The following is a 22,258-nucleotide window of genomic DNA, read 5'->3' on the forward strand; positions in this document are numbered from 1 at the left end:
CTTTTTATATTCATGCATGAGTCGCATGATGATATTTCAAACTGGCATCTTCCCCCGCGTCATCATCATATACATGCGTTTCATGGGAATGAGAATCGTTCGAATGAACCATCCCACTCGAACTCCCCAGCGCACATATATAGGAATACAATTACAACTGCACCATATGATCTGTTTTCTCACTATTCCAAGCCAATAATGCAGCATTCTCACCACTCTTCCGTGACCGTTCTTCTCTTTGAATTTATTGTAAATGAGATCACCCGGATAAAAATCAGTCCTTAGACGGAATTACTCCTTCTTCTCCACCAACGCGACAAAAACAAAAAAACATGCCATTTTCACTTGTGTTTTAGTGAATTGGCATGTTTTAAAAATACATCGTTTTGATCCATTAAGTCTCGAATAAAATGCGTCCTGTCTGAGATAAGTCATAACCTTGGATAGGACGCAGTTCATTATGGAAGGATTCGGATTGTAAGACTTGCTTAAGTCGATCAATCCATTCCAGGTTCTCCGGTTTCTTTAACATGACAAGGTCATATCGCTCTTGAATAAGTGGAATGAACTCAACGCCGCCAACCATATAGGCTGCTTTTTCAATCCCGACTCCGAAATCCGCTTCACCTGTGGCGACCTTACCAGCCACGCCCATGTGATTCGATTCCTCCTGCTCATATCCGCTTAGCAACTGATATGGGATTCCATGAAGACGGAGCTGCTCATCGAGAAGAACACGTGCGCCGGAACCTTTTTCACGATTGACCAATTGAAGTCCAGGCTTCTTGAGGTCAGCCCAGCCGTAGATCTGTTTAGGATTTCCTTGCTTAACGTAAAGGCCGGCCGATCGTGAAACGAGATTCATAACCAGATAGGAAGAACCCGTCAGCAATTTTCGGATATAGGGAATGTTATATTCGCCTGTGTCACCATCCAGCAAGTGGGTGCTGACAATATCAGATTCACCCTTATACATCGAAATTAAACTATCCAGACTTCCCACGTAAGAACGAAGCGGTCTGTAATTGGCTACATGTCTCTCTATATGTTTGGCTAAAATGTCCAAACTAACATCTTGTCCAGTTATAACAAGAGATTGTTTCGAAGATGAGCCAGCCTGAGCATGAACTCGCTGCTGTGCATGAGGTTCAGCCAGATCCTTTTTGGGAGTTGAGGCTATACCTCCTTTCGTGCGTGTTTTATATGCCTCGAGATCCGATGCATCTACTCGCATTTGCTTTCCGACACGGTAGGCAGGCAGATCCCCTTTTTTAATTAGATCATAGACGGTTAGCTTGGAGATTTTCAAAAGTTTAGATATCTCTTCCGTTGTATAGGAAACGTCAGCTGTCATAGTAAACCTCCAAAAGCATGTTTTTCATTATCATCTATCATAAGCGGATAAATAGGGTAATTCAATCCCGTTGTTTACTAATTAAATATGGTTTTATATAATGATCAATAAATATACTATTCTATTTATAATTAAATAGATATAAATTTAACCCCGGAGGGGACAAAATGTTAAAGTTAAGAATGTTTAGTTATGTTTTATCATCTTTTGTTATAACTGCTATGATCATCACAGGTTGTGCGAGCAAAAAGGAGCAACCTGCTGCAAGTTCAACACCAGTACCCACTGAGAAAGTAGAATTAACGATTTCTGCAGCCGCAAGCTTAACCGATGCATTCAAAGAAATTCAAACGAATTACGAGAATAAAAACAAACAAATTAAACTCAATTTTAACTTCGGAGCTTCAGGGGCTCTGCAACAGCAAATCGAACAAGGGGCTCCAGCAGATTTATTCTTTTCGGCAGCAACTAAAAATATGAAAACACTTGTCGACAAGCAGTTGATTGAACCATCACAGCAAAAAAACTTGCTAATCAATGAACTGGTTCTCGTTGTTCCTGCTGATGGCAAAGTGACCGTACAAAAAATAGAAGATTTAACAAACGAAACGATCAAGCACTTAGCAGTCGGAGAGCCGCAAACAGTCCCTGCTGGCAGCTATGCCAAAGAAGCATTGACTAACGCGAAGCTTTGGGATACGCTTCAAGGCAAAATCGTGCAGGCCAAGGATGTACGCCAAGTACTTACCTATGTGGAGTCCGGGAATGCCGAAGCCGGTTTTGTTTATAAGACCGATGCATTGACTTCAAAAAACGTGAAAATAGCTTTTAGTGTTGATCCAATAACGTACACGCCCATTGAATATCCTGCCGGTATTGTAAAAGCAACAAAACACGGCAAAGAAACTGCTGACTTTTACACCTATCTTCAAAGTAAAGAAGCCCAAGATGTGTTTGTAAAATACGGATTCTCTATTCCAAAATGATGATGAAACAGATGAACTGGACAGAATTTGCTTATCCGATACTCCTTTCATTAAAGGTTGCCGTCGTATCCAGTGTTTTTGTTCTTCTGATTGGCGGATTAGCAGCTTGGGGAATGTCGCGGCGGAGCTTTCGAGGAAAGACGTTGTTAGAAACTACGTTTCTTCTGCCTTTGGTATTGCCTCCGACAGTCGTAGGCTTTATCTTGCTGGTCCTACTGGGTAAAAAGAGTTGGATTGGGTACCTCATGGAGAGTTTCTTCAATCAGTCGATCATATTTACATGGGGGGCAGCCGTAATCGCTTCAATCGTGGTGGCTTTTCCATTAGTCTATCAAACGATGAAAACCGGATTTTCCTCGGTTAACAAAGATCTGGAGGATGCAGGGAGATCAACAGGAGCAAACGAGTGGCAAGTTCTACGCTATATCACCTTACCTTTGGCATGGCGCTCTGTTACGGCAGCTTACATTCTTGGCTTTGCTCGGGGGCTGGGGGAATTCGGTGCAACGCTTATGATAGCAGGCAACATCCCTCACAAAACCCAAACACTGCCTACCGCCATCTATATTGCTGTTGAATCTGGTGATCAAACCCTCGCTTGGTACTGGGCAGGAGCCATAATCATTATTTCTTTCGGACTGATGTTATTCGCAAATCACAAGCCCAAGAATTAGAGAATTTGGATATGAAGACAACTGCCCGGAAAACTTATAAGCGTTTCATTTATATTTTCCGGACTTGTTTAATTATTGAGGTTAATCTATTAAATGTGCCTTCTCACCAACATGAATAGGTCCCGTCAATTTTTAGCGATTGTCCAACGTGCAATAAAGCGCCCCACCGATTAACGGATAAGGCGCTCAAAGATATGACCGATATTCCAAAGCTATTTTCCCGTGGCTATCGCAACCGGAAATAGACGTTTAACGGACCTGGATGCCGTTAAAAGCCTATTTGGAGCGATGATTCCGAGCTTACGGACTTCAGCGCTGTTATTCGGTTTCAATCTATCTTATTTTCGCAATTTGAAGTAGATTAAGGGCTGCCGAGTCCATTAGATTTTCAAATTCAATCTTTTTCGGGGATTAACGTCGCTCCAGTCCTTTAGCCGGAAAGATGAATCTGAAGTTGATTTCGCACCCATTTCCTTACTCAACAGCTGTATGATGGCTCCTTCTATTTTTCATTTCAATTCAATCTGCCGGGCTCTTTATTAACTTCAAAGTTAGTCGTATCGCTATAGCTCTCACCCATCGCCTGATAGTTAGACGGAACTTCTTCATCTGTCTGGTCCACATGATTCGAGATAGCGTTATCCGCGTTCTCTTCAGGATTCGAGGTTATGGCCCAGCTAACTGGACGTCCAAGCTTCTTATGCAATTCTTTTTGATCCAAAGAAATCCCTCCGTTGTCCATAACAAAATACATTCACGTTATTGTTACTCAATGGAGAGTATTTCATTCCAGCGACATATCTGTAAGCCGCATAATATTATATCGAAACCTCGAAATCCTTTACATGAACAGCAGTACCTTTAATCTCTATGCCATACCAATCATTGTTTCGTGTTACTGTTACGTGAATTCTGCCATCCCTGCCCATTTCATGGCCTTGCTCAATCAAAAGATTTAGTGGAGAGTCAGTCTCCTTGTTCATATATTTGGCATAATAAGCTCCCATTATACCAGAAGCGGTGCCAGTAACCGGATCCTCAATCGTGCCGGAATAGGGAGATGAAAAATGACGAGCATGCATTTGCGCATTCACATCGTATGTCTCTAAGCAAAAAGGGTGTACGGACGCCTTTGGCATTTCTTTTAATACCTCTGGAAATTGCTTATTATTCGGTTTCATTGTTCTGAAAGCACTAAGGTTTTTTATCGGGACTAACAACGTCCATATGCCCGTGCTTCCATACACTGTTGGTAGATTGGTTTCTATATCTTCTTCTTGAATTCCCATAACAGATGCCAAATCTTTCAGTGAACCATTGAACTCTTGGAATTGCGGAAGGGCCTGCTGCATCATTATGTAAATCCCTTTATTCAGTTGTGAGTCAAGTCTAATCGATAATACGCCTGCTTTTGTTTCAATCGTCAATTCAGTTTGATCTCCAAGCACCCCTCTTGTTTTTAATGCATAAATAGTTGCCATTGTGGCGTGACCACAGAGGTTCTCCCTATTATATATTTTTTTCTTCCCCAAAAAAGAAAAAGCTGCCGCGGCAGCTTCCAACTTTACAACATCTAACGACTCCGATCATTCGCTTGCGGGACATCTCGCTTCACGCCAAGTATCGATCGATCTCCATCTGAATGCGTACAATTCCCTCATGACAGACATCCAAATTGATTTCGTTTTCCATCTGTTTTTCCAAAGCCAGAACCGCCGTTAACAACGGCTCCGCGTAGAAATTGGCGGCAATACCTTTAAGCGTATGAACCATTCTGCGTGCAGTCGCATTCTCCTGTTTGATGATAAATGGGAGGAGTTGCTCTGAGAAGTTACGGTAATCCTGCTTAAATTTCTCCATCATATATTGAAAAATGTGTATTTTGTGATCGATATTTCGCATGATTTGCGTGGTGTCTGCACCCTCGATTTCAAATAACCAACTCGGATTTAGCCACTTCTCCAGCATATCGGAAAGCTGCTTTTCATCTACTGGCTTAATCAGGATGTCATTCAGCCCAAGCTTAATAATATCCGGCCGGTCCTGCATCATGACATCTGCTGTAAGGGCAATGATCGGGATCTTATTCATCCCTTTGAGCTTCCTCAGCCGATGTGTTGCCTCATAACCATCCATCTCAGGCATATGAATATCCATTAGAATAAGCTTCCATTCCTGCTGATCAACAAGTTCCAGAACTTCATAGCCATTCTGCGCGATAACCGCTTGGTAACCTAATTGTTCAAGAAGTCCAATAATCACCAATTGATTAATTTCATGATCTTCCGCAACTAAAATGCTACCTTTGGACATGGAGGACAACGAGTTGCTTTCTTCAATGGCATTGTTAGCAGTGGCTTGAAATGCCTCCAGTCTACGTTGATTCAAAGCATGTAAACTTTTCTGCAACGTCAGCCTGCTGACGGGCTTAACAATAATTGCATCCGCTTTCAGTTCCGATGGCAATTCGAACATTTCATCTCTGCCTTCAAGTGTTGTAAACGCAATCACTCTCGTCTGTGTGCGATCTATCGCATCTACGACACGGCGCCAAGTGGCAGGATGCTGCATTTGATCCATTTGCATATCTAGGAATAAATAGTCTTTTGCAGAATTTGTCTTGCTATCATGTTCCAAAGAAGCAAATAAATCAGATAAAGATGTAACTGTATCCACGTGATATTGAAAGGAACCAAGGAGCTCCGATATATGCTGCGCTACAACTGGATGATCTTCAGATAAGAGCACACGGTTATTCCCCTGCGGCAGCCCAGCGTGCTTGTGCAGGCTTTTCGTCTCTTCCCTTACATCCCCCTTTGTGCCAAACATCAGGCTAAAATAAAAGCGGCTGCCTTCCCCAAGGACTGTATCCACCTGCAAAACACCCCCCATAGAATGCACCAAATGCTGACAAATGACAAGTCCTAACCCGGTACCGCCATACCTGCGGCTTATGGATGTATCTGCTTGCGAGAACGGTACGAATAGCTGCGATAGCTGCTCCTTGGAAATGCCAATTCCAGAGTCTTCCATCGCAAACGAAACAACGACCCCTTCGTCCACATATCTCTCGACCCGAACTTTCAATCGGATATAGCCTTGCTTGGTAAATTTAATCGCATTATTAGATAAATTAATGAGTACTTGTTCGAGACGGAAGGAATCCCCGCTAACGATATCCGGTAAATCTGCTGGAGTATCCAGCATGATCTCGACTCGCTTCTTGCCTATAGATACGCTGACTAGATCGGCAACCTTTTGAAGTGATAGTTCTAGTGAGAAATCCACCATCTCTAAGGTCATTTTACCCGCTTCAATTTTGGAGAAATCAAGAATATCGTTAATCGTCGTAAGCAGGACATTCGAGGAACACTCAATTTTGTCCAAATATTCTTTTTGAATCGTCGTCAATTCTGTTCGTTGTAAGAGTAAAGAAAGTCCAATAATACCGTTAAGGGGAGTGCGTATTTCATGACTCATCCTAGCAAGAAACTTACTCTTCGCCCTGTTGGACTCATCCGCTTCTTCCCGCTTCTTCAAGTCGGTTATATCGTGTACCGTACCGGTGACCCCGGTGATTTCTGTTTTATCCTCATTGAATAAAGGGGACAAGGTGACGTTATACGCATGCTGATTGCCATCCGGAAGCAGGAAATGGATTGCAAATTGCTGCGTTTTCCGCATCTCAATCGTTTGTTCGAATGTCCGCTGCCACTTCTTGGTGTCATCCATCTGGACCAGATCCGTTAATTGCTGTCCTCTTACTTGCTCAGGCTCTAGGTGAAAGGTCTGGTACATTTTGTAGTTCGTAGAGGAGATGCTTCCGTCCAGTCGAAATTTGAAAATAAAGTCCTCCGAATTTTCCACCAATGTCCGATATTGCTCATCTCTGACTCTCGCTTTGATTTGCGCTGCACGGTGCTCGGTCACATCCACGGCAGATCCAATCACTTCATTGACGGAACCATATTTATAAATGGGTTGTAGGTTAACAAGGATCGTAGAGCCGCTGCAATCATATTCATACGAGACTCGTTCACCCTGCCAAGCTTTATCATAATGCTGCTTTAGGAATTGTTTAAACTCCTCACTTAATACATGGATTTCGTCCAATTTATTGCCGATGAATAGACTCGGTCTCAGACCAAGATGATAGACCAGCTGTCCTTCAAATAAGATGTAAACGTATTGATCTCGGTGTTTATGGAATTTGAACGTGAATCCTGCCTGAAATCTCAGCATATTGATCAGTTCCTGCTCCACTTGATAGATCTGTTGTTTATACTCACGAGCCCGGAGTAAATATCGCAGAAAACAAGCAACAAGAAATAAACAAAGCAGCTGAATGAAAATATATCTATAAAAGACATCAAACGGTGTTCGATAAACAAACCACATCATCGTATAATAGGACGGATAGAAAATTGCCCCTCCATATATCCATTTAAGCCAATACGAACGCATTCTAGCAAATATCATACTAGTCCCTGTGACAGCGATCATCCCAAATACCAGCTGAGGAATTTCTATGTGACCTTCAAAAATGTAACGCCCTATCCATAAGCAAACATATGTAATACTTAAGGAGAGGAATCCTCCTAGATAAATTGAAAGCAGTAGGGCTATTCCGCGAAAGTTAAAAATAACGTGATCATCAACAGGGATACTGAAGTGTAAGAGGACAAAAACCAACATGCCATATGAAAGCCCAATAAAAACCTTATAGAGCCAAGCAGGCTTCTCATTCAGTTTCATCGTGATGGAAAGCTGTTCCACAAATAATACAAAAATCGTTATAATAGCAAAATTGGTAATCAAGGAGTGAAGCAGAGTACTCACCAGCCTCTATCGACTTAGAATGCAGGATAATCACGTTATCCTGTTTGTTTGGTTTCTAGATGCAGCATTTCCTCTATACGCTTCGCCTTGACCGGCTGGCTGAAATAATAGCCTTGGACCAGCCTGCAGCCGCACTCCCGCAGTACTTGAAGCTCCTCCTCTGTCTCTACCCCTTCCGCTACAACGAGAAGATTCAAATTTCTAGCCATCGTGACCATCGTGTTTACGATTACCGCATTCACTTGGCTTTGTATCAATCCCTTAATAAAAGATTGGTCAATTTTTAATTTATCAATGGGAAAATCTCTGAGATACCCGAGTGAGCTGTACCCGGTTCCAAAATCATCCATCGCGACGCGAACACCCAGCTTCTTCAACTGACGAAGCGCGTCTGCGGCCAGCTCAACTTGCATACTCATACTTTCAGTAATTTCGAGCTCCAAGTACTTGGGCTGGAGGCCTGTTTTCTCCAAAATAGTCTGAATCATCCGGCTAAGTCGGCTATCATTGAACTGTCGTCTAGACAGATTAACTGCAACGAACACTTTGGACAGGCCAGCTTCCTGCCACCGCTTATTCTGCATGCAGGCTTCCTTCAGTACCCATTCCCCTATTTCATGAATAAGACTGCTTTCCTCGGCTATAGGGATAAAATCAGAAGGAGGCACCTGACCCAAAGTAGGATTATACCAACGAATCAGGCTCTCTAGCCCTACAATTCGATTCGAATATACATCAACTACTGGTTGATAAACAAGATGAAATTCATGATTATCAATCGCTCTTCGCAAGTGAAACTCGATGTCCATGCGCCTTTGGAACTGATCTTGTCTATGTGGCTGAGGGGCAGAAAGTACTGTTTCTGCAATTCCTGTTGCATAGAAGTGAGAGTCATAGATGCCTTGAATCCCGTTCTGAATGGTCATTTTGCATCGTTCCAGAAAATAGGAGGTCACAATTTTATTTTTCAATTCCTGAGATAGCATTTCTTTATGAAAATAATCTGCCGCACCTAGCCGCATCGCTTGAATGGTCTTCATAGAACCTTCGGGTGTATGCGTACTAAGTACTACAACAGGAATAGGATTATGATTCATAATAAGATGAAGCGCAAGATGACCATCTGAGTTATCCATATCTAAATCAATGATGACCAAATCAGGTTTACTAGCCAAGATGCAATCAAGTACGGTATTTCCATGCTTCGCCATACCTGTCATTACGAACTGTGTATCCTTCTCGATTAAGGCCTCAACTTCTGATATTAATTCACTTGATTCACTTAAGATTAGAACACCATACCCGTCCAAAAGACCCATTTCCCCACCACCTTTACAAGCAATAAATACGCATTATCTCTATTATACTTTCCACTTATTAGGTTACTTACATAAATGGTACGAATTCCTCCTACTAATTTCGCTAATAATTTACTAACAATTTCTCTTAAAATGTCAATGATAGCGGTTTACTCTTAAATTTCGACACCGTATAATAGAATTAATGAGTAAATTGTTAGGACGTGCATTCCCTCTGTTCATTTCACGAATTTTTGAATTGGAAAATTTAGCTTAGTTTGGGGGAGTTTCTAATGGACAGAGTTCTACTAATTGAGGACGATGATATTATCGGTGAAATGATCTGTATGTATCTGAAAGAGGAAGAGTTCCTAGTCCTAAGGTCCCACAACGGCCAGGAAGGCCTTGCAGCATTGCATGAATTCGAACCGGATCTCATTCTTCTCGATCTCAATCTTCCTGATTTTGAAGGAATTGAGCTGTGTACTTCCCTCCGGAACTTAACTCCTGTGCCTATTATTATCATTTCATCCGACTCCAGAGTGAGCGAAAAGATTGAAGCATTCACAGTGGGTGCAGACGATTACATATGCAAACCATTCAGCATGCATGAGATGAAAGCCAGAATACAAGCACTCTTACGTCGTTTCAAATTAGGACACCCTACCGAGACGACAAAACTTCAGGTAGAGCATGAAGTTACCGTACCAGCCACGGATTTAAACATTAATTTGGAAAAAAGAACGCTCTGCGTCCGAGGCGAATCCATCGAAATGACGTTCTCGGAATTCGAGCTTATCCGGCTGCTGTACGAGCATCCCGAACGCGTTTACCGCAGAGAAGATCTCATAAATGCACTTCGTGGTTTCGATTCCTACATAAACGACCGTGCCATTGACGTTCATATTACGAATTTGCGCAGAAAAATTGAAGTCAATCCCAAAGAACCGAAATACATAAAAACCGTGTGGGGCGTAGGCTATAAATTTGTCATGTGAAAATGGGCTGTTCCAAAAGGTCAATTAGACCTTGAGGGCAGCCCTTTATTTATTTGTCGTAGATGGGAAAGCTAGCCACTGAGAGAGATAAGAGTCTTTGGGGGCTCTTATTTGTCGTTGATAGGGCGGAATAGATAGCTACTTGGAGGAATAAGAGCCTTTGGGGGCTTCTATTTGCGTGGAAAGTGGCTATTAATTGTTCAACGCCACGAATCGGGGGGGGCATTCAAACAGTATCCTCAAGTGAGTATATCGACGGATTCCAATTTAGAACCCCTCTCAGCAGATTAAGTTCTGGGCTTAACTTGCTTCGCCTCAACCTTCGCAAATAACTTCTTTCAAGAGTTTCAACTTAAGCTGCAAATCCTTGCATCTATACCCCTACTCGTTCTGACTTCATTCTGTATGTGTCGTAAAAAAATGCAATTTGTTGAAACTAGATCTTAATACAATCTTTTACTAATTTTTAGCAAAAATTGGTTGACATAGAAATCATTAATCCTTTAGTATTGGATTTCTGAGACCACGCTAGGGGATAACCAAACTATGGAACAAATGGGTGAGATCTTATGCACAGTAATAAATTAATTTTGGATTTGGGAAGTCATAGTGCCAAAGTGTTCAGGAAATCAAACGATCATATTGAGCAAGTGGATGTTCTAACCTGGGAGCTTCTGGAGAGCGGGGTGGACCTGCCGTCTATTGAAGGTACTTTAAAGTCTTTGCTTTCTACGCAATGCTCCTTTATCGACGGCCTCGGCCAAGGAGACATCGAAGCTATTGGTACAGAAGCGATGCGAAGATCACCACATTTGTCCGAACATATGCAGGAAGTTTGCAAGAATTTGAGGATTGCTTATAGAACCATTAGCCAAAAAGAGGAGGCTGACTTGCTGAAGAAAGCGATAGCCGAATCGGATATCCCCAGTGACCTTGATGTGATTAATGCCGGGGGAGGCAGCATCCAAATTATCACGAGTGAAAGCGAAGCTCCTTATCTGATTCCATTCGGCATCTCGGATCTTAACCAACAATTCAACTTACTTGGACCTCCTGATCAAAGACAGATTGCAACTTGTATCAAATGGCTCTCCTGCCGATTACCGGCTTCCTTAGAGCAGTTTGCCTATACGGGCGGTGAGAAAACGTATTTGCGTCATTTCCAGATCGAGCTTGAGGATGATCTGTACTGCCATAGAAGTGATTTCACCCTACTAACCAGACAATTGGCAGCTCAGGACCTCCAAACCCTAGAAGCTAACTCTCCCTTCGATCCCAAATGGATGCGCGGGGCCATTGCCTCTAATTGTGTCGTTCTTGCTGGTTTAATCAAATCAGGCGCTACGAAATTCATGCCATCGGATCTCAATGTCGCTCATGGATTTATCAGACAGTTATAAATATTCCCACTTTTGCAGCAGTCATATATAATCATTAGAGAACATTATACGCAAATAGATAAGGTGGGTTTACTCGCATGACGAAGATAATGAATGCCGTTATGATCAAGGAGTATGGAGGGATTTCAGGTATTGAATTTGGCGAGACTGCCATTCCGGACATAAACAGCGGTGAGGTGCTGATTAAAGTACATGCTGCCTCCATTAATCCCGCCGACTTATTATTTCTGCACGGTAATTATGGGATACAACGTGAACTGCCTTCGGTTGGCGGCATGGAAGGATGCGGAACCGTCATCGCAACAGGCAGCAGCCTTGTCGCACGTATGTTAAAAGGGAAGCGTGTCGCCTTCGTATCCGAAGTTTACGGCTCTTGGGCGCCCTACACCAAGGCGAGTGCTATGACCTGCATGGTGCTGCCTGATCATGTATCCGATGAGCAGGGTGCTGTCTTCTTCGTCAATCCGGCGAGTGCCATGGCCATGGTAAAGATAGCGAAGCAGCATAAATCCAAAGCCATCGTTCAAACTGCCGGTGCAAGTGCACTTGGCAGAATTCTTGTGAAACTCGGCCTAGAGCATGGCATTCCTGTGATCAGTGTTGTTCGCAAGGAAGAACAAGAACTGCTGCTGAGAGAAATAGGCGGACAACATATCGTTAACAGCAGCTCAGATACCTTCGAGAAGGACTTAAAGATGAAGTCCCATGAACTAGGAGCTACCGTGTGCTTTGATGCCGTAGGAGGCGACTTAACGGGCCTCGTACTGTCGGCGCTCCCTGATGGCGCTACCATTTTCCAATACGGCCTTCTGGGAGGAAAAACGACAACGATCAACGCCGATGATCTTGTTTTCCGCCGGAAACGTATCGCAGGATTCTGGGCATCCGATTGGGTGAAAACGCAATCTATTTTTGAACTTCTTGCCCTGCAGGGCTCGATGAAAAAATCAATCGGATCACATATCCAAACCGAGATTAGCCAAAACTTCCCGATGAATCAAACCGTTGATGCCATCAAGCAGTATACGGCGAATATGACTTCGGGCAAAGTGCTTTTGCTGCCTGTCTAGATATTGGCATATAAATAAGCGCATGCGCCATTTGGGCGGCATGCGCTTAATTTAATATAGTCCAATAATAATTAAAGCCTATTTACAAACCGATGGTCGGTATATATAATGTGTATATAGTGATAATCGACACATGAGGTTACAAACGTACTCGGAGGGATGACTTTGAAGCAAGAGGAACGCAGGCAGCAAACAACGACGCTGCTACTGGATTCAACTAAAGAGCTGATACGGGAAAAAGGATGCCACTCAATCACAATGAAAGACATTATGGAGAAATCAGGATTGTCAAAGGGGGCTATCTTCCATTATGTGAAGAGTAAAGACGAAATCTTCGCTTGGGTACTGCAAGAGCGGCTTGAAGTGAGCAACAATCGATTTATGAACGAAGTGGATCAAGACCACCCCACATTTGATAATCCTATGCAGAAGATCACAGCAAGTTTATCGGAATTGGAAGATGGTCAGGAGGTAACGAATAAGGTACTGATGTATTTACTTGGAAAAGAGGATCAGCCTCTGGTAGCGGATGTGCTCAAGCAGTATTATGAGCGGTCTGTGCACGTATCCAAACAGTGGATAATGACGGGCCAAGAACATGGGGTCATTCCGGAGTCCGTGGATACGGACAAAACAGCGGAGATGTTCGTTCTGCTCTCACTCGGTTTTCGCTTGCGCTCCTCGATTCCACTGACTGGGACTTCTTTTAATACCCAAGATTATTCATTGTTTATGAGAGATATGTTAAAAGGCAAATCAAGCCAATAGACTTTAATGGAGGGATACTCATGATACCTTTTTATGTGCTTATTGTTTCGTTTACGCTATTTAGGCTCCTAGGTCTGTTCGGCTGGTCCTATTTCGACAGTTGGCAAACTCCGCTTCAAGGAGCGGTGGCCATCATGCTGCTGGTTACCGCTTCCGCTCACTGGGGTAAAAACCGACAAGATCTGATCCGGATGGTTCCTGCCGCATTCCCAAGGCCGAGTTGGTTGATTACCGCCACTGGTGGGCTGGAAATTGCCGGAGCCATCGGCATTCTCCTCCCCGCTACCTCCCGCGTGGCTTCCATCTGCTTGGCGATTCTGCTGATAGCCATGTTCCCAGCCAATGTAAAGGCAGCCCGGGAACGATTAACCATCGGCGGGAGACCTACGCCTAAGCTGCTCGCTCGAACGCTGCTGCAGATCGTGTTTCTCGCGGCGGTTCTCTTGGCGGGTAGTGCTAGCTGACCTTCGGCCGAGCAACCCCGCGCATGGTGCGCGATGGTATAGCGTTAGCGATGAAAAACACACTATCTCGCGGCCGCCGCCGAGCAACCCCGCCATAAGGATGAAAATCATCCTTATGAGGGGCCATACCAGCGGGCGGCGCGCGCCACTTCCTTGTTATCTAGATCTCCGTAAGTATCGTAAGAATAACGGGTCTCCTGCCCGTCTTTTCATAAAAGAGCCTGCCTAGAACCTCTTTTACATTCGTTTTAAGCACATTCCACTGATTAAAGTTTTCTTTTTGAAGCCTGTTTATCGTTTCTGTTGCTAGAATATTGGCTTGATCCATCAGGTCTTCCGACTCTCGAACATAGACAAACCCGCGGGAGATGATATCCGGACCGGACAAAATTTTACCATCACTCTTACTAAGCAGTAGGACCACGATCAAGATGCCATCTTCGGCCAGTTGTTTGCGGTCACGCAGAACAATGTTGCCAACATCCCCTAATCCATCGACAAGGGTATTCCCCGCGTACACTTTGCGGCTCTGAGTTGCCACTTCGTTCTTAACATCCACGACATCGCCATTATTTAAAATGTAGATGTTAGCCGGGTCCACGCCGACGCCTTCCGCCAAAATACGGTGCTGATGAAGCATTCTAAATTCGCCATGAATCGGAATAAAATACTTCGGCTTCATGAGCGTGAGCATTAACTTCAGCTCTTCTTGGCTCCCATGCCCGGATACGTGCATGCCTGTAGCTGAGCTCGAACCATAAATCACTTCTGCCCCTAGGCTGAATAAATTATCAACGGTCTTCGATACGTTGCGTTCATTTCCCGGAATCGGGGATGAGGATAGAATAACGGTATCTCCGCGCATGATTTCTACCTGACGATAATTGGAACGGGACAAGCGCGATAAAGCAGCCATCGGTTCCCCCTGACTACCGGTACATAAGATCGCTATTTGATCGGAAGCCATCCGATTGACTTCTCCCGCTTCCACCAGCATCCCTTCGGGGACCGTTAGGTAGCCAAGCTCGGAAGCAATTCTTACCACATTGACCATACTGCGGCCAAGTAAAGCTAATTTCCGATTCGTTGCCTGAGCAGCATCCACGACTTGCTGAAGCCTATGAACATTGGAGGCAAAGGTGGCTATGAACACTTTTTGCTTCGCTTTATGAAAGGCATCTTCAATATGCTTACCTACAAGACTTTCCGAAGGTGTGTAGCCAGGGCGTTCAGCATTCGTGCTTTCTGATAATAGAAGTAGAATACCGTTCTTCCCAATCTCCGCCATCTTATGAATATCGGGATATTGATTGCCCACAGGGGTCAAATCAAATTTGAAATCTCCCGTATGTACGACCGTTCCTTCAGGTGTATGAAAAACAACCCCCAAGCAATCAGGGATACTATGGTTTGTTTTGAAAAAGGTAGACGTGATTTGTCCTAGCTCGATGCTCGAATCGGAGTTAATTTCAATAAATTTCGTATCTGCAAGCAGTCCAGCCTCTCTCAGCTTACCTTCAATTAGCCCAAGCGTTAGCCTGGTTGCATAAATCGGCATGTTCAATTGTCTTCGTATATATGGAATGCCCCCGATATGATCTTCATGTCCATGCGTAATAATCAGTGCGCGGACTTTATCGCTATTTTCGAGTAAATAGGCAATATCCGGAACGATCAAGTCAATACCGAGCAAGCTTTCATCCGGAAACTTTGAGCCGCAATCAATGACAATGATATCATCGCCGTATTGCACCACATACATATTTTTACCGATTTCGTTGATACCGCCTAAAGAGAAAACAGATAACTGATGGTCTGTCTTGCTCACCTGAAAAGCCCCCCCAAATTTACATATTCGCTTTAATTTTTCCAGATTGGGGATAACCTATACTCCGATTTTTCTCCTAATAACCATTTTCTGAATTCGAAGCTCCTTGTTAAAACACAAAAAGGATCCGCGCGGGATCCTCTTTGTTAATCTATATTAAGCCAGAGTAGCAACGGCACTTGTTCGCTTTCTAGCATAGCCGCGATAAATAAAGGCGAAGACGATGGTCAATATAGCGATTCCGACCATGCCCCAGATGAGATTACCGAACGCGCGCTCGGTTGGCAGTGTCTTCTGCCAGACGAGTGCACTCCCCGAGATAGCTACGGCGAAAGCCCCGCTGAAAAATTGCAGCAGCTGGAATAAGCCCATACCCGAGCCGATTCGTTCCTTCGTCAACTGCCGTGAAAGCTCGTTGGAGACCGCACTGGAGATGGAAGTGATGCTGATGCTCGTCAGTACATAGACGGCGGCAAGCCCATAAAAGGAATGGACGGCAGTCAGCGCCAGTAAAACGGTCGAAACCAGCAGCAGCCAAGGCGTATAGCGGAGGAGCGCGCCGTTACCATATCGGTCGATGAGGCGACCCACCCGGTTGGATACCAGCATGGCAAGAAGCGCACCTGGAAAGAGCACAAGACCCGATACGGCCGGCGTTAAACCGAAGACTCTGGCCAGCATTTGCGGGGCGAGGAACAAGAAGGCGAAGCTGATCATGTAGGCGGTAATGCCGATAGCACCAAGCGCCAGATATTGTCTGTCGCCGAATAACGCGGGCAGGACGAATGGATTCCTCGCTTTGCGGATACGCACCGCGAACAATGCCAAGGCAATCACGCCAACAACGAGTGCTACCATGCTCTTAGATGTGAGGAAGAGCAGCAAACCTGTCGTCCCCATCCCGATCAGGACGGCGCCAATGAAATCAAACGAGCCGCGCTCCGCCTTTTCCCGGGGAAGTATGAGCAGGAAAACCGGGATCAGCAGCAGGGTTAGGCCGGTGATCACAAATAGGAAATGCCACCCCAGATACTGAACGATCGATCCGCCGACGACAGGACCAAGCCCGAGGCCAAGTGAGGCGGCTGACAAAATGAACGACATGGCCATCCCTCTGCGAGACACAGGAATGTAACGAGTGACAAGCACGATTGCGAGCGAAGGAATAGCACCAGCACCAGCAGCTTGAATAAGCCTCGTAATAAGCAGCAGCCCAAATCCGTCGCTGAACATGCCAATCACGGATGCCCCGCCCAATGCCAGCAGCGCCGCCGTAAAGAGCCTTCGAATGGGCACGAAATCGGACAATCGGCTGAAAGTAATCGATGATATGGCAAAGACGATGGAGTAGCCCGTCACGATCCATGATGCGGTCGAAGGGTTGAGCGCGAATTGGACAGCGATTTTGGGCAATGCCAAATTGAACATCATCGTGTTCATAACGACTAGAATAATAGTCATGCAGAGTAACCAGGAGACCGTCCGTTCTCGGATAATACCGGGTGCCTCTGTTACAGATGGTTGCTCATCTTGCGGTAAAACGGTTGACATACGAATGATCCTCCCTGCTCAAGATTGTCTATCCCATGGTTGCTAAACGATATGCTGAAGTTCATTATCTATAATCAATTTCGTTACAGTTTAGCATGGCGGCATACGCATGTCAATGAACCAATCCAATTAACTTTTTCCTCCCAGATCTAATAAGCAACTTAACTTCCTCCTATTATTGCAGTGAAACTCAGTAAACACTTTCCCTTTTCCATGTTTCTTTTGCACAATTCCCCGAATCTGTGTACCATTATCTGTAGCTAATGAGTTACGGATGAATCTATGGAGGTCATTGTATATCCGATTATAATGAGGTGAAGAAGAAAATGATCCAAGAAACGGACAACATAAAAAAGAGCCTTTCGTGGAGGCTGTTTTTCGGCATAAAGCTTGCTTTTGATTTGGCTTTAACCGGTGTTTTTTATTTTCAGAATTCAATTACGATTTTTTGGGGCCTAAGTTTTGTTGTCTTTTCATTGGCGGTTTTTCTTCTGGTTCATTTATTTTATTTGAAGATGCAAAAAAAACACAATTGGCTATTTCACATTCTCATCTTAGATTTCTTGGTATCCGCCTCTTATGGTTATGTCTATATTGGCGGAAATTTCCCGAACCATTTATTTATTGGAATTACAGCCTTAGCGATTTTAATGTTTTTAAAGAACACCCGGATGCTAATTATTACATGCTTGCTTCTGTTGGTCGTCTATATCATTACGATGGGCAGTATTGAATGGTATTTAACTAAACGAATTGATGAAATTGGCTATTTTATTACCTGTTCATACATTGTTTTCGCAGGTATTGTGAGCTCTCTAATCAATTTTTATCAACGCGCACGTCGGGATACGATGCAGTTGTATGCACAATTGGTGCAATCCCATGAGCGGCTTCAGGACTATGCTCTCAAAGCGGAGGAGTGGGCAGCGACCAGGGAAAGAGTGCGAATTGCCCGAGAAATTCATGATACGGTAGGTCATAAACTGACGGCATTATTGGTTCAAATGCAAGCAGCCCGCAAGCTAAGCAGTCTGGATCCTTTACGCAGTGAACAAACCTATCTAGCATGTGAAGATTTAATAAGATCATCTTTGCAAGAGGTCCGGCTTTCGGTAAGGGCTATTCGAGATGAGCCAGTTACGTCAACTTCCTTAAATGATAGCCTTGGGAAGCTTGCTGAGGAGTTTACCAAATTTGCCGAGGTTCAAACAACTTTTGAAGTAAAAGGGATACCAGTCGCACTACGAGGTGATCTCCAATTAACGGCCTATCGAATTGTGCAGGAGTCACTGACGAATGCTCATAAACACGGTCATGCGAAAAATGCGAAAATCTTGTTAACCTATTCGGAGACCGATTTTTCTCTATGCATACGTAATGACGGAGAGGTTCCTGCCGAACTGAAGCCGGGGTTTGGTTTAATCAATTTGCAAGAAAGAGTCAGAGAGTTAAAAGGAAAGGTGCATTTTGGCATGGATCAGCAAGAAGGTTTTTCTGTTGAAGTGCAATTCCCTTATCCAGTAACGGAAATGGAGCGTGTATATCATTGAAAATCCTCATCGTAGACGATCAGAGGCTCATGAGGGAGGGACTTGCGACCATCATCGGGCTGGAACAGGGCATGGAAGTCATTGGAACAGCGGTGGATGGGAGAGATGCCTATACGAAGGCGCTTGAATTGCGACCCGATGTGGTATTGATGGATATCCGAATGCCTGGCATGGATGGCGTGGAAGGAACGGAATTGATTCTTAGGGCTTTACCGGAGATCAAGGTACTGATTCTGACCACTTTCGATGACGCGGAGTTAATTTTAAGGGTTTTGGAAAAAGGCGTCCATGGCTATTTGTTGAAAGATATGCCCTCTGAGGCAATCGTAAGTGCGATTCAAACGGTATACAATGGCGGGAGCGTCCTTCAACCAGATATCACAGCAACGCTGCTTAAAGAGTTAAAAAAAATGTCGGAATGGCATCCGGATAACGCTCATCCTTTACATATTAATGAGCCTAGCGGCCTCAATCTTCTGACCGAACGAGAGAAAGAGGTCCTAACTTTATTAGGTCAAGGTTTAAATAATAAAGAGATCGCAGGCTTGCTTAATATCACGGAAGGTACAGTGAAAAATCACGTTTCGAATCTCATAGCTAAGCTAGGATTGCGCGACCGAACACAAGCAGCCGTATTCTCTGTTCGTCATCAAATATAATGAAAAAGGCATGACTTTTGACATAGAGTATGAGTTTAATCATACTTTAGCGATCAAACGTTCTGCCTTTTTCTTTGTGAAGACATGACTTTTCATTGATTTGCTCACGTCTTGTTCTTGATAAAATCAAAGTGTAAGAAAGACAAAAAAAATAGGATACAAGGAGTTATTAAAATGAAGAAAATTAAAATTACGTATTGGGTAATTACGATTTGTACACTAATTGGATTCTTACTCAGTGCCGTCAATGAACTATTGCGAACCCCGAAAACATTAGCAGAATCGACTCAGCTGTTGGGCTATCCAGCCTACTTTCTAACTATTCTTGGAGTAGCCAAACTCATAGGTATCATTGTTCTTCTTGTTCCAAGATTTAACAAGCTAAAAGAATGGGCATATGCCGGTTTTACGATTGATTGTATATCTGCCTTTTGGTCAGAAAATGCGGTCGGAAATCCGATGGGAAGTATTAAGTCTGTCGTCGTCTTATTGTTTGTTCTGCTTTCCTACTACTTCCTCAGAAAACTTTCTGCAACATCATTCAATCGCGAATAAGGATTCATTGATCCAGTAACCTCATCATTTGAACTATCTCCATTGACAAAAGCTTAAAGATTCTACATCTTTATGTGTATGAAGAGTACTTATGGTGGTTTTGTGAGGGGAGTAGCGGTCTATGGCACGCAAGCGTTATAGCAATGCAGATCCAGCTGCGAAGGTGAAAACATGGAAAGAAATTCGCCGATGGCAGCAAGAACGTAAAGGGAAAGTCAAGGATCTCACCTTACGCATCGGCCAAGCGGAGAATAAGCAGCAAGAGCTGCTTATTCATAACAGCAGCGAAACAACGATCACATGGATAGGACATTCGACTTTCCTGCTGCAGATGGCTGGCTTGACGATCGTTACAGATCCGGTATGGGCGAACCGGATGGGCTTTGCCCGAAGACTGGAGGCACCAGGGCTTACACTCGATGAAATACCGCCGGTTGATATCGTCTTGCTGTCTCATTCGCATTATGATCACCTGCACGTCGGATCATTGCGCAAGCTGAAAGGCTCGCCTGTCGCACTAGTTCCTGAAGGACTTGGCTTGATGATGCGGCGGCTTGGGCTGAGTACGGTCCACGAGCTGCCTTGGTGGGGGAAGACGACGGTCGGGCCGCTGGAGTTCCATTTCGTTCCAGCGCAGCATTGGACTCGGCGTACGCTGACGGATACAAACAGTTCGCTTTGGGGCGGCTGGGTGATCAATCGATCATCAGAGAATTCAATGGATGGCGCAGGGAACAACGATGCGATTTATTTTGCCGGAGACAGCGGATACTTCCAAGGCTTCCGCGACATCGGAGCGAGGTTTCCAGGTATCCGCTATGCACTCATGCCAATCGGCGCTTACGAGCCGGAGTGGTTTATGGGGATGCAGCACGTTACGCCGGAGGAGGCGATTCAGGCGTTTCTTGATGTTGAAGCCGCGACGTTCATCCCGATGCATTATGGGGCGTTCCGGCTAGCCGATGATACACCGCAGGAAGCACTTGATCGGTTGTTGGCCGATTGGCAGCGGAGGGAGCTCGACTCAAGTCGTCTTAAACTGCTGAAACACGGGGAAACACTGGTCGACTGACTGACAAAGCAATAAAGCTGCCTTGGACTAAGCCAATGGCAGCTTTTGCTTTTCTGAGCCTTCATTTTCACTCAATCGCACCGGTATGTCTCAATGTGAAATTTACGCGAACATTGATTTTTGCTTCTCTGAACATAGGGTGCCACTTTGCTTTGGTTAGCTTTGAGTCTCTTATATGGCTCCGATAAACCTCACCGAACCCGACAGCATCAGATTCATTCGATTGCAAACTCGCGATGAATGTTTCTATTTCCTTTTTCAGTTTTTTTTCAATTCCTTTCTCTAATGCTGGTACAGACCCGGGTTTATCAAAGGAATAAGGAGCCGAAATTTCTTGAAGATCCCCGTGCAAGGACACCGATAACATAAATTCGGGTACTTTCGAGTCAAGAAGCTTAATTTTACTGCTGCTTTTCACAGTGGTAAACACAATTTTAACCTCTTTATCTGGATGCTTCATGTACTTCGCCAAAGGTTCAGCATCTGCTATAAGTTCGAAGAAACCCATCCTCTTCTGATTGAGCATTACTTTCAGCAGAAATCCTTGCCGCGGCGAAGCTTCGTGAACCATGAGGTCATCATGAAATAAAGCCAGTCCTTTGATATAAATTTCGTTGCCCTTTCGTTTCAGCAAAGGAACGACTGGATCTTTGCCTTCACTGTAATAATCCCGAAGAAAATCTTGGAGTGTGGGGGAAGGAAGCTCCTCTCTCTCCGAATTTTGTCTCAAATTCTCAAAGAGATACATGCCAATATTCGATATTTCCCGATAGCGATGCGTTAAAATATGTGAAGCTTCGTCATCGCTTACGCAAAGATAGATCATATCGCCGAGTGTTGGGTCACGGGATAAGGTATCTGCCAGATCGATGATCCCTTTGGAGGCAAGCTTTTTGCCGTACATGACGACCCGCACCTGTCCGCCAACCAAATATTTACTAAGCTCTCGATTCGAAGAAATGCGCGTACCTTTACCGGTATATGCCGTACTGGCTACAACCTGCGTCTTTTCTCTGGCACTCGGATCGATTTTATGCAAAACCGTAGTTGTGAGTATGCGTTCTTTTTCCAGAGAGTCAAAACCGACAATAATGCCGAGTGCCAAATTCTCTAAAATGTATGGTTTGACACATCCCGAGAACAGAACGACTGTGCTCAACAATAACGAGAGGCGAAGCGATCTTCTCACGTA

19 protein-coding genes are annotated in these 22,258 nt (G+C 44.3%); 11 read left to right on the plus strand and 8 right to left on the minus strand.

The genetic code is table 11. The features are described from left to right. Positions 1-394: 394 nt before the first annotated feature. Entirely contained in the window at positions 395-1,354 is a 960-nt protein-coding gene (locus tag ASG93_RS04080; protein ID WP_056829043.1) for a helix-turn-helix transcriptional regulator, read from the minus strand. A 167-nt stretch (positions 1,355-1,521) separates the two neighbouring features. Between ASG93_RS04080 and modA the strand changes: the two genes are divergently transcribed. Both modA and modB read left to right on the plus strand, forming a co-directional pair. Further along, positions 1,522-2,340 (plus strand): molybdate ABC transporter substrate-binding protein, encoded by an 819-nt coding sequence (gene modA, locus ASG93_RS04085; protein WP_056829045.1) that lies wholly within the window; start codon positions 1,522-1,524, stop codon positions 2,338-2,340. A gap of 2 nt (positions 2,341-2,342) precedes the next feature. Beyond that, positions 2,343-3,014: a molybdate ABC transporter permease subunit gene (gene modB / locus ASG93_RS04090; protein WP_056829328.1), complete on the plus strand. Its 672-nt coding sequence runs from the start codon at positions 2,343-2,345 to the stop codon at positions 3,012-3,014. 514 nt (positions 3,015-3,528) lie between these two features. Here the strand turns inward: modB and ASG93_RS04095 are convergent. The 4 genes from ASG93_RS04095 to ASG93_RS04110 all read right to left on the minus strand — a co-directional run bounded on the left by ASG93_RS04095 (position 3,529) and on the right by ASG93_RS04110 (position 9,172). Then, the gene (locus tag ASG93_RS04095) at positions 3,529-3,735 is read right to left on the minus strand and encodes a hypothetical protein (RefSeq protein ID WP_056829047.1); all 207 of its coding nucleotides are present in this window, start codon (positions 3,733-3,735) and stop codon (positions 3,529-3,531) included. Between the two features lie 97 nt (positions 3,736-3,832). Then, a complete protein-coding gene (locus ASG93_RS04100; RefSeq protein ID WP_235550714.1) occupies positions 3,833-4,576 on the minus strand; it encodes a PhzF family phenazine biosynthesis protein in 744 nt (247 codons plus the stop codon). Positions 4,577-4,625: 49 nt separating this feature from the next. Beyond that, positions 4,626-7,853 carry a response regulator gene (locus ASG93_RS04105; RefSeq protein ID WP_056829051.1) on the minus strand — a complete coding sequence of 1,076 codons (3,228 nt, stop codon included), beginning with the start codon at positions 7,851-7,853 and terminating at the stop codon, positions 4,626-4,628. A 35-nt stretch (positions 7,854-7,888) separates the two neighbouring features. After that, on the minus strand, positions 7,889-9,172 hold the full coding sequence (locus ASG93_RS04110) for an EAL domain-containing protein (protein WP_056829053.1): 1,284 nt from the start codon (positions 9,170-9,172) through the stop codon (positions 7,889-7,891). A 272-nt stretch (positions 9,173-9,444) separates the two neighbouring features. Here ASG93_RS04110 and ASG93_RS04115 point away from each other — a divergent pair, with 272 nt between their 5' ends. From ASG93_RS04115 to ASG93_RS04135, 5 genes are all read left to right on the plus strand, one after another. After that, positions 9,445-10,149 carry a response regulator transcription factor gene (locus ASG93_RS04115; protein ID WP_056829055.1) on the plus strand — a complete coding sequence of 235 codons (705 nt, stop codon included), beginning with the start codon at positions 9,445-9,447 and terminating at the stop codon, positions 10,147-10,149. A gap of 569 nt (positions 10,150-10,718) precedes the next feature. Next, entirely contained in the window at positions 10,719-11,549 is an 831-nt protein-coding gene (locus ASG93_RS04120; protein WP_056829057.1) for a hypothetical protein, read from the plus strand. Positions 11,550-11,626: 77 nt separating this feature from the next. Beyond that, a complete protein-coding gene (locus tag ASG93_RS04125) occupies positions 11,627-12,619 on the plus strand; it encodes a zinc-binding dehydrogenase (RefSeq protein ID WP_056829059.1) in 993 nt (330 codons plus the stop codon). Between the two features lie 165 nt (positions 12,620-12,784). Further along, on the plus strand, positions 12,785-13,387 hold the full coding sequence (locus ASG93_RS04130; RefSeq protein ID WP_056829061.1) for a TetR/AcrR family transcriptional regulator: 603 nt from the start codon (positions 12,785-12,787) through the stop codon (positions 13,385-13,387). Between the two features lie 20 nt (positions 13,388-13,407). Beyond that, positions 13,408-13,851, plus strand: coding sequence for a DoxX family protein (locus ASG93_RS04135; RefSeq protein WP_056829063.1), 444 nt, complete (start codon positions 13,408-13,410; stop codon positions 13,849-13,851). Positions 13,852-14,011: 160 nt separating this feature from the next. On the opposite strand, the gene ASG93_RS04140 is transcribed toward ASG93_RS04135, so the two are convergent. After that, the gene (locus tag ASG93_RS04140) at positions 14,012-15,679 is read right to left on the minus strand and encodes a ribonuclease J (protein WP_056829065.1); all 1,668 of its coding nucleotides are present in this window, start codon (positions 15,677-15,679) and stop codon (positions 14,012-14,014) included. 156 nt (positions 15,680-15,835) lie between these two features. Next, a complete protein-coding gene (locus tag ASG93_RS04145) occupies positions 15,836-17,230 on the minus strand; it encodes an MFS transporter (protein ID WP_056829067.1) in 1,395 nt (464 codons plus the stop codon). Positions 17,231-17,556: 326 nt separating this feature from the next. Between ASG93_RS04145 and ASG93_RS04150 the strand changes: the two genes are divergently transcribed. From ASG93_RS04150 to ASG93_RS04165, 4 genes are all read left to right on the plus strand, one after another. Further along, positions 17,557-18,780, plus strand: a complete 1,224-nt coding sequence (locus ASG93_RS04150) for a sensor histidine kinase (RefSeq protein WP_056829069.1) — start codon at positions 17,557-17,559, stop codon at positions 18,778-18,780. Continuing rightward, entirely contained in the window at positions 18,777-19,439 is a 663-nt protein-coding gene (locus tag ASG93_RS04155) for a response regulator (RefSeq protein WP_056829071.1), read from the plus strand. Before ASG93_RS04150 ends, ASG93_RS04155 begins: the two co-directional genes overlap by 4 nt. A gap of 174 nt (positions 19,440-19,613) precedes the next feature. Next, positions 19,614-19,994 (plus strand): DoxX family protein, encoded by a 381-nt coding sequence (locus ASG93_RS04160; protein ID WP_056829073.1) that lies wholly within the window; start codon positions 19,614-19,616, stop codon positions 19,992-19,994. A gap of 121 nt (positions 19,995-20,115) precedes the next feature. Continuing rightward, positions 20,116-21,066: an MBL fold metallo-hydrolase gene (locus ASG93_RS04165; RefSeq protein WP_056829075.1), complete on the plus strand. Its 951-nt coding sequence runs from the start codon at positions 20,116-20,118 to the stop codon at positions 21,064-21,066. Positions 21,067-21,133: 67 nt separating this feature from the next. On the opposite strand, the gene ASG93_RS04170 is transcribed toward ASG93_RS04165, so the two are convergent. After that, positions 21,134-22,255 carry a Ger(x)C family spore germination protein gene (locus ASG93_RS04170; RefSeq protein WP_056829078.1) on the minus strand — a complete coding sequence of 374 codons (1,122 nt, stop codon included), beginning with the start codon at positions 22,253-22,255 and terminating at the stop codon, positions 21,134-21,136. Positions 22,256-22,258: the final 3 nt, after the last annotated feature.

Source organism: Paenibacillus sp. Soil787 (genome assembly GCF_001429545.1).
In the GTDB taxonomy this organism is placed as follows: domain Bacteria; phylum Bacillota; class Bacilli; order Paenibacillales; family NBRC-103111; genus Paenibacillus_E.

Coding starts and splice junctions, on each gene's coding strand:
- modA (WP_056829045.1), top strand. CDS start 1,522: ATGTTAAAGTTAAGAATGTTTAGTTATGTTTTATCATCTTTTGTTATA.
- modB (WP_056829328.1), top strand. CDS start 2,343: ATGAAACAGATGAACTGGACAGAATTTGCTTATCCGATACTCCTTTCA.
- ASG93_RS04115 (WP_056829055.1), top strand. CDS start 9,445: ATGGACAGAGTTCTACTAATTGAGGACGATGATATTATCGGTGAAATG.
- ASG93_RS04120 (WP_056829057.1), top strand. CDS start 10,719: ATGCACAGTAATAAATTAATTTTGGATTTGGGAAGTCATAGTGCCAAA.
- ASG93_RS04150 (WP_056829069.1), top strand. CDS start 17,557: ATGATCCAAGAAACGGACAACATAAAAAAGAGCCTTTCGTGGAGGCTG.
- ASG93_RS04125 (WP_056829059.1), top strand. CDS start 11,627: ATGACGAAGATAATGAATGCCGTTATGATCAAGGAGTATGGAGGGATT.
- ASG93_RS04110 (WP_056829053.1), bottom strand. CDS start 9,172: ATGGGTCTTTTGGACGGGTATGGTGTTCTAATCTTAAGTGAATCAAGT.
- ASG93_RS04165 (WP_056829075.1), top strand. CDS start 20,116: ATGGCACGCAAGCGTTATAGCAATGCAGATCCAGCTGCGAAGGTGAAA.
- ASG93_RS04160 (WP_056829073.1), top strand. CDS start 19,614: ATGAAGAAAATTAAAATTACGTATTGGGTAATTACGATTTGTACACTA.
- ASG93_RS04080 (WP_056829043.1), bottom strand. CDS start 1,354: ATGACAGCTGACGTTTCCTATACAACGGAAGAGATATCTAAACTTTTG.
- ASG93_RS04135 (WP_056829063.1), top strand. CDS start 13,408: ATGATACCTTTTTATGTGCTTATTGTTTCGTTTACGCTATTTAGGCTC.
- ASG93_RS04145 (WP_056829067.1), bottom strand. CDS start 17,230: ATGTCAACCGTTTTACCGCAAGATGAGCAACCATCTGTAACAGAGGCA.